At 46.5% G+C, this 4,944-nt stretch carries 3 protein-coding genes and 1 pseudogene; 1 reads left to right on the forward strand and 3 read right to left on the reverse strand.

What is annotated here, in order from left to right:
- Nucleotides 1-136: 136 nt before the first annotated feature.
- Together ACE1CM_RS01325 and ACE1CM_RS01330 are read right to left on the reverse strand one after the other, a co-directional pair.
- The gene (locus ACE1CM_RS01325) at nucleotides 137-565 is read right to left on the reverse strand and encodes a YeeE/YedE family protein (RefSeq protein ID WP_374875605.1); all 429 of its coding nucleotides are present in this window, start codon (nucleotides 563-565) and stop codon (nucleotides 137-139) included.
- 22 nt (nucleotides 566-587) lie between these two features.
- Nucleotides 588-1,904 carry an FAD/NAD(P)-binding oxidoreductase gene (locus ACE1CM_RS01330; protein ID WP_374875606.1) on the reverse strand — a complete coding sequence of 439 codons (1,317 nt, stop codon included), beginning with the start codon at nucleotides 1,902-1,904 and terminating at the stop codon, nucleotides 588-590.
- Between the two features lie 1,122 nt (nucleotides 1,905-3,026).
- On the opposite strand from ACE1CM_RS01330, the pseudogene ACE1CM_RS01335 reads away from it, so the two are divergent.
- Nucleotides 3,027-3,731, forward strand: a pseudogene (locus ACE1CM_RS01335) (MBL fold metallo-hydrolase).
- 45 nt (nucleotides 3,732-3,776) lie between these two features.
- On the opposite strand, the gene ACE1CM_RS01340 reads toward ACE1CM_RS01335, so the two are convergent.
- Entirely contained in the window at nucleotides 3,777-4,178 is a 402-nt protein-coding gene (locus tag ACE1CM_RS01340; protein ID WP_374875607.1) for an ArsR/SmtB family transcription factor, read from the reverse strand.
- Nucleotides 4,179-4,944 lie beyond the last annotated feature (766 nt).

Raw genomic sequence — 4,944 nt, forward strand, 5'->3', positions numbered from 1 at the left:
GCGAATCGCATTCGCCCCTTTATCCGCCGCACCGCGCAGTGCTGAACTCGAATACTCGGTTGCTCGGTATTTTGGTTCTCTTTACGCATAGTTACTATGCCTCGAAAGAATCGCCGTCTATTTATAGCGGCGAGTGTCAAAAACTCAACCCCAGTACGCGACGCACAATAAATACTGTGAGAATCGCAGTGATGAGGAAGATCAGAACCGCAACAAAGGATCGCAGGGATAATCGACCTAACCCGCACACCCCATGACCGCTGGTGCAACCGCTGCCCATCCGGGTGCCGAAACCGACGAGAAAACCGCCAGCGATCGCTGCCAAAGGGGCGAATGTAGACTTTGGAGTTGGCTGAGATGCCAGTCCATATTCGTAGATCGCACCGCCTAGTAACATCCCCAAGATGAACATCCAGCGCCAGATTTCATCTTTCCTAAAGGTAATGGCACTATTGACAATGCCACTAATACCAGCAATACGACCGTTGAATGCCAGTAAGAGGGTAGCGCTGAACCCAATTAGCAAACCGCCAACAAGGGCAGTTAACCAATTAAACTCTGCCATAATATTTCCTCCAGTATCGCTATCACTTTTTCCACTGCATGAACTTGATGTAATCCCCCTCGAATTTCTCTCCCTTCAGCATTCGATGCCAGTAAATCCAAGGTAAAGCCGTTGTCTTCATTTTCCACATAATCCAGCGTTCTTTAATAGGATTAAGCGGAAAACTAGAAAGCGGCACGCTATTGTAACCATTAAACTCTGCCATGATCGTCTTGTCATACCCCGTAATTAAAGGACAGCAAGTATAACCGTCATACTTATTTATTAAAGGCTTTGAGCCAATTAAAGCCAATAAATTTTCTGCTACAATCGGCGCTTGTTTGCGAATTGCCGCAGCGGTTTTCGACGTAGGTAGCGAAGAAGCATCTCCCAAACCAAATACGTTGGGATATCGATTATGTTGCAGCGTGTATTTATCTACATCCACCCAGCCATAGGGACTATCGGCTACAGCCAAAGGACTTTGTTTAATCAAGTCAGGAGCGCTCTGGGGCGGCGCAACGTGAATCATGTCGTACTTGTAGCTGACTCGATCGATAACGTTGCCGTTATTATCAAGAACGTCAAAAATCGCTGTTTTAGTGTCAGCTTGAATCGCTTTCAGGTTGTGGCGAAACTTAACTTCAATTTCCCGCCTTTTGATTACTCCATCTAACAAGGCTGAATATTCCGGCACCGAGAACATCGTACTTGCTGCGGTCAAGAACATCACATTACTGCGCTGACGAACTCCCGATCGACTGCGGAAGGCATCATCCGCCATGTACATGATTTTTTGCGGTGCGCCCCCGCATTTAATTGGTGTATTGGGAAAAGTAAATAGGGCGTTTCCACCGGAAAATTTGCGGATTAATTCCCAGGTATAGGGGGCAAAATCAGCAGAATAGTTGCTGGTAACGCCATCTTTACCGATTGATTCTTTCAGTCCTTCAATCAGATGCCAGTCTATCTGAATGCCGGGGCAAATTACTAAATAGTCATATTTAACTTGGATACCTGCTGCGGTTATGACTGCATTGTTATCGGGGTCTAATTTAATTGCGCGGTCTTTGATCCAGGTGGTTTGTGGCGGAATGACGTCTCTTTGCTGTTTAACGGTATCCTCAATCCGAAATACCCCTCCTCCTGTCAGCGTCCAACCGGGTTGGTAGTAATGCTGGTCGGATGGATCGACGATCGCGATGTCTAGGGAGGCGTCTCTTTTCAACAGTAGAGAGGCGGTGGCGATCCCAGCAGCGCCTCCACCCAGGATAGCGATTTGATGGTGAACTGTTTTACTGATGGCGGGGACTGTCGCCGAAGCAGGTGTCTGGGACTGTTGCGGAATTGATATTACCATTTCTCTTTGTTTTGCTGGACAAGGGTTGGCGCGAGCGATCGCTGTTACAATGCTCTGGCTGCTTAACTAAATTTACTTGGTAACCAGGTCAAAGCTCCTCGTTGCTCTTGCCAAACCACATCAATCATATTACTATATAGTAGTACAACATTTAAGGGAAGACGCCCGAGAAGAAGAAAATTATTCCTGACTGGAATCCCCTGGCTTTACAGCAGATTGCAGCCGTATGAGGTACACCGAAAGAATGCAATAGCGGCAGCCATTTTTGCTGCCGCTATTGCATTCCTTAGCCTTAAGGCTATAACTCACTCACTGGCAATCCGCTATATAGCGGCTTGCAACCCTTGTGAGCTACACCTGAGTTTGTGTAGCGGCAGCCATTTTTGCTGCCGCTACACAAACTCAGCCAAAAGGCTGTACCTCACTCACTTGCAATCTGCTGTAACGCTCAAGCTGTCGTTACCAACGTTCGAGTTGTCGTTACCAACGCTTAAGCTGTCGTTACCAACGTTCCAGCTGTCGTTACCAACGTTCGAGCTGTCGTTACCAACGCTTAAACTTTCGTTACGATCGGAGCCACGATAGTAAGCTGCTACGCACCTAATTTGAGAGTCAAATTTTCGCTTCTTCTTGTGGGGTGGGCATCTTGCCCGCCTCTTTATTGGATGTAAATGCTCCCGCAGCTTAGATTGCAGCCATTGAAAGTGTAGCTCACTCACCTGCAATCCGCTGTAGACCTTGTCCTTACCCACATCTTACAGCCTTATCACTACCCATAAAACCAGCCGGGGAATAAACGATCCGGTTGACAAATCAAAAAACCTAACCCCCCAACCCCCTTCCCTGCAAGGGAAGGGGGAGCAATTGAAGCCCCTCCCCGCAGGAAGAGCGAATTCGCAAACAACGGTTTGAAGACGCAAGGGAAGGGGGAGCAATTGAAGCCCCTCCCCGCAGCGGGGAGGGGTTGGGGAGGGGTCAAACCCCGCAGTTGATTCGCCAACAGGATCTTTCAATCCCTGGCGGGTCCAGAGGCAAAGATCCCCGCGTCCGGTGTTTCCCCGCGTCTTTGCGTCCTCTTCAACCTTCACTTACAAAACAGAATTGCCACAAGGAGCAAAAGATATGCTATTCCGCCAATTGTACGACAATGAAACTAGCACTTACACATATTTAATTGCGGATGAAAAGACCAAAGAAGCCGTTTTGGTCGATCCAGTACTCGAGCAAGTAGATCGCGATTGGAAATTGATTCAAGAATTGGGGCTAACGCTGCGCTACTGCTTGGAAACGCATATTCACGCCGACCACATTACGGGAACCCAAAAGCTGCGATAACTGACATTTTGTGAAGGAATAGTGCCGGAAAATGCCCAGGTACCTTGCGCCAACCGCTCGATCAAAGATGGGGAAGTTTTAAAATTGGGAGATGTTGAAATTAAAGCGATCGCTACTTTAGGTCACACTGACAGCCATATGTCTTACTTGGTAAATCAAGACAGAGTGCTGACCGGAGATTCCCTATTGATTCGCGGTTGCGGACGTACTGATTTCCAAAGCGGCAATCCCAGTTTGATGTACGACCATGTTACTCAAAAACTATTTACCATGCCAGACGAGACATTCGTTTATCCGGGTCACGACTACAGAGGGCATACAGTTTCTAGTATTGGTGAAGAAAAGAAATATAATCCCCGATTTGTTGGTAAAGATCGGGCAAGCTTCATTGAATTTATGCGTAACCTTAACTTGCCAAATCCGCAAAAAATCGCTGAAGCAGTCCCAGCTAACCAACAATGTGGAGATGTATCAGTAATAGCAAAAGTGTAATAAATCAATAAACCAGCGTCTCAACTTAATCTAAGATAGTTAATTTTAACTCTGAAGTATTTTAAGTTGTTTGATCTGCTGGTTTTGTTTCTGGATTTGGGATAACAGGGAGTGACAAACTAAGTCGCACAATTCAAATAAAAAAGGATTGGCAATTTCGTAGTAAACGCTGACTCCAACCTGCGTGCGACTGACAATTCCCGCTTGAGCCAGCAGCTTTAAATGCTTAGAAACATTGGCTTGTCCCAGACCAGTTTCCTCCATAATTTGGGTGACGTTTTTCGACCCCGACTTAAGACAGCAGACAATTTGTAATCGACTGACTTCCGATAAAACCTTAAAAAAGTCAGCCACATAAGCCAAAGCCTCTGGTGGAAGTTTTGAAATTCCCTCTTCTTTGGAGGGCTGCGTCGAAAAAGCTGAGTTGTTCAAGGAAGTTTTAGCCATAGATGGAGTAACTTAATTTTCGCATTACTATTTTACTATATGGTAAAACAAGTTAGCCGCCTGAGCATCCAAGTAAGCTGCGGCGGGTTTATTTATTCTTTGCGCTGCTGGCAACGATCTCTCGTAAAACCCGCCCCTACAGCACTAAAAACTATACACAACCGTTGCTAGCGGACATGATATTACAGCGGATTGCTTTTCGTGTGAGGAAAAGCCTTATGGCTTCGTTTGTATAGCGGCACCCTTAAGGGTGCCGCTACACAAACGAAGGTGTACCTCATGTGCAATCCGCTATAGATCGGGCTTGAGCTTGTTCAAGCACCAACCTGCCAGTGCCTGCGAGCATACGGGTGATATGATGTCCGTTGAATTGCCCATCATAAAAAAACCTCACCTCGTCGTTGCGTAGGGACACGGCATCATAGATTTCTCGGACAAACAGATAACGTTAATCATGCCGTGTCCCGGCTGATGATTATGGGTAATCTTAAGGACATGATATCAAGTCTAATTTTCATCAAGGCGGAAATGTTTTTGCCGGGTAGTGCGTTTAATATGTGGCTACAGCGGATTGCAGCCGTATGAGGGAAAGCGTTATCGCGCAAGGCAAGAGCGGTGGGGGGGGGGGCCAAAAAAAAAACAACCCCCCCCCACCAACACCAACAACACCCAAACCCCCACCCCCAACAAAAAAAAAAACAAAAAAAACCCCAACCAAACCACAACCAAAAAAAAAACAAACAAAAAAAACAATATAAAAAAAAAC

Origin of the sequence: Microseira sp. BLCC-F43 (genome assembly GCF_041929235.1) — a bacterium.
Lineage (GTDB): Bacteria > Cyanobacteriota > Cyanobacteriia > Cyanobacteriales > Aerosakkonemataceae > Microseira.

What these genes read in the sequence shown, in the direction of transcription:
- ACE1CM_RS01325 (WP_374875605.1), bottom strand. Translation starts at nt 565, where the DNA reads ATGGCAGAGTTTAATTGGTTAACTGCCCTTGTTGGCGGTTTGCTAATT.
- ACE1CM_RS01330 (WP_374875606.1), bottom strand. Translation starts at nt 1,904, where the DNA reads ATGGTAATATCAATTCCGCAACAGTCCCAGACACCTGCTTCGGCGACA.
- ACE1CM_RS01340 (WP_374875607.1), bottom strand. Translation starts at nt 4,178, where the DNA reads ATGGCTAAAACTTCCTTGAACAACTCAGCTTTTTCGACGCAGCCCTCC.